Here is a 2,496-nt window from a genome sequence, read left to right on the forward strand (position 1 = left end):
ATTCTTCAACGGCCAAAAGGGCTTCGGCTTCATCGCCCAGGAAGGCGGCGGCGAGGATGTGTTCGTGCACATCAGCGCGGTCGAGCAGGCTGGCCTGACCGGTCTGGCCGAGGGCCAGCCGCTGGGCTTCACCCTAGTCGACCGCGGTGGCCGTATCTCGGCGACGGAACTCAAGATCGAGGGTGAGCCGCTGCCGGTCACGGGTGGCGCGGCGGCAGCGCCGCGTGGCGATCGCGATGCTGCCGGCGGTGCGCCGCGGGGCGGGCCGCAGCGTCAGCTGACCGGTGAGCGCGCTTCGGGAACGGTCAAGTTCTTCAACGCGATGAAGGGCTTTGGCTTCATCCAGCGTGACGATGGTCAGCCCGATGCGTTCGTGCATATCTCCGCTGTCGAGCGCGCCGGTATGCCGACGCTGAACGAAGGCGATCGGCTGGAGTTCGAGCTGGAAGTTGATCGTCGCGGTAAATATGCCGCCGTGAATCTTCAGCCGGTTCAGTAATCAACCGGATCGGAAAGGCACGCGTGGCGCGCGCCGGATCGATCCTGCGAATCGCCGCGTCGGTTGTCACCGGCGCGGCGTTTTCGTGTCCGGGTGCAAGCGCGCTGCCGGTGCAGGCTGCGCCGGTCGAAACGTCCTGTCCGGCACCCGCGCTCGAACCGGTGCGCGTGATCGCGCGGATGCCGCATGATTCGCGAGCCTTTACCCAAGGTCTGCTGTGGCACCGTGGTTCCCTGTTCGAAAGCACGGGGCAGGAGGGGCAGTCGAGCGTCCGCCGCGTGGAACCGCGCACCGGCCGCGTCATCACGCGCCGGGCCTTGCCCGATACGCAATTCGGGGAAGGGCTGGCGCGAATCGGCAATGAACTGGTCGCACTGACCTGGACCAGCGGCGTCGCGCACCGCTTTTCCGCCGATACGCTCAAACCCCTGGGGAGCTTTCGCTACTCAGGGGAGGGATGGGGGCTGACCAGCGACGGGCAGCGCTATATCCGTTCCGACGGCAGCGATGCGTTGATCTTCCACGACGCGGCCACGTTCGCCGAAACCGGGCGCGTCCGCGTCACGCTGGCGGGAACACCGCTGCCGCAACTCAACGAGCTTGAGTGGGTCGACGGGCTGGTGCTGGCGAATATCTGGCACAGCGATGTGATTGTCGCGATCGACCCGCAAACAGGCTGCGTGACTCGCCGTTTCGACCTGTCGCCGATCGTCGCGCAAGTGCCGCGCCCCGATGCCGAGGCGGTGTTGAACGGCATCGCATGGAATGCCGAGGGGCGGCGGCTGTTCGTGACCGGCAAATACTGGCCCAGCCTGTTCGAGATCGCGCTGCCGGACCCCAAATAGGCGTTTGCGCGTTGGCCCCGAAACGAACGGAGGCGGCATGGGCAGGTTGATCGACGGGCAATGGCATGGCGACGAAGCCGTCGCGCCCACCAACGACAAGGGTGAGTTCGAACGCGTCGACAGCGGTTTTCGCGACTGGCTGACCGCCGATGGGGGTGCCGGTCCCGATGGGCAGCGCGGCTTCAAGGCAGAGCCGGGGCGCTATCGCCTGTATGTCAGCCTTGCCTGTCCATGGGCGCACCGCACGCTGGTCGTTCGCGCGCTCAAACGATTGGAAGATGCCATTCCGGTGACGGTCGTCGGCCCGGTGATGGGTGAATATGGGTGGAGCTTTGCCGAAACCTTTGGCGGGACGGGCGAGCCGCTTTACGGTCTCGAGCATCTGCACCAGCTTTATACCCGCGCACGCAGCGGCATGACCGGAAAGGTCACGGTGCCGGTCCTGTGGGACGCCGAGACGCAGACGATCGTGAACAACGAATCGTCGGAAATCCTGCGAATGCTGTCCAGCGCGTTCGACCATTGCGGCGCGGCGGCGGGCGATTTCTACCCATCGGCGCTGCGCGCGGAGATCGATGCGGTCAACGATCGGGTCTATCCGGGGCTGAACAACGGCGTCTATCGCGCCGGCTTCGCGCGCAAGCAGCAGGCCTATGAAAAGGCGGCGCGCGAGGTGTTCGACACGCTCGACTGGCTGGAGGAACGGCTGGCGGAGCGCGAATGGCTGGTCGGGGACCGCCTGACCGAGGCGGATATACGCGCCTTTACCACGCTGGTCCGGTTCGATCCGGTCTATCACGGGCATTTCAAGTGCAACTGGCGGCGGCTGATTGATTATCCGCGCCTGTCCGATTTCGCGCGACGCATCGCCGAACTGCCGGGCGTTGCGGCGACGATCGACCTCGACCAGATCAAGGCGCATTATTATCGCAGCCATCCCGACATCAATCCCGGCGGGGTCGTGCCCATCGGCCCGGCGCAGGGGCGGATCGGTGAGGCTGATGCACGCGGCATCGGCGGTTGAACCGGGTGCCCGCTCACCGCATAAGGCAGGATATGTCGCGTCCGCTCCTTGCCACCCTGCCGCTCCTGTTCGTCGGCGCTTGCGTCGCGCCGTCGCAACCGCCGCCCGCCCCGGCGCCGACACCCGCG

General features: G+C 66.2%; 3 protein-coding genes. All 3 read left to right on the forward strand.

Going from position 1 to position 2,496, the window contains the following annotated elements:
• Positions 1-499 (forward strand): cold-shock protein (locus VL973_RS03290; RefSeq protein ID WP_325282602.1); only part of this gene is annotated, 499 nt, incomplete at its 5' end.
• Between the two features lie 23 nt (positions 500-522).
• Positions 523-1,344, forward strand: a complete 822-nt coding sequence (locus tag VL973_RS03295) for a glutaminyl-peptide cyclotransferase (protein WP_325282603.1) — start codon at positions 523-525, stop codon at positions 1,342-1,344.
• Positions 1,345-1,381: 37 nt separating this feature from the next.
• Positions 1,382-2,368 carry a glutathione S-transferase family protein gene (locus VL973_RS03300; protein WP_325282604.1) on the forward strand — a complete coding sequence of 329 codons (987 nt, stop codon included), beginning with the start codon at positions 1,382-1,384 and terminating at the stop codon, positions 2,366-2,368.
• Positions 2,369-2,496: the final 128 nt, after the last annotated feature.

The organism is Sphingomonas sp., assembly GCF_035490575.1.
In the GTDB taxonomy this organism is placed as follows: domain Bacteria; phylum Pseudomonadota; class Alphaproteobacteria; order Sphingomonadales; family Sphingomonadaceae; genus Sphingomonas.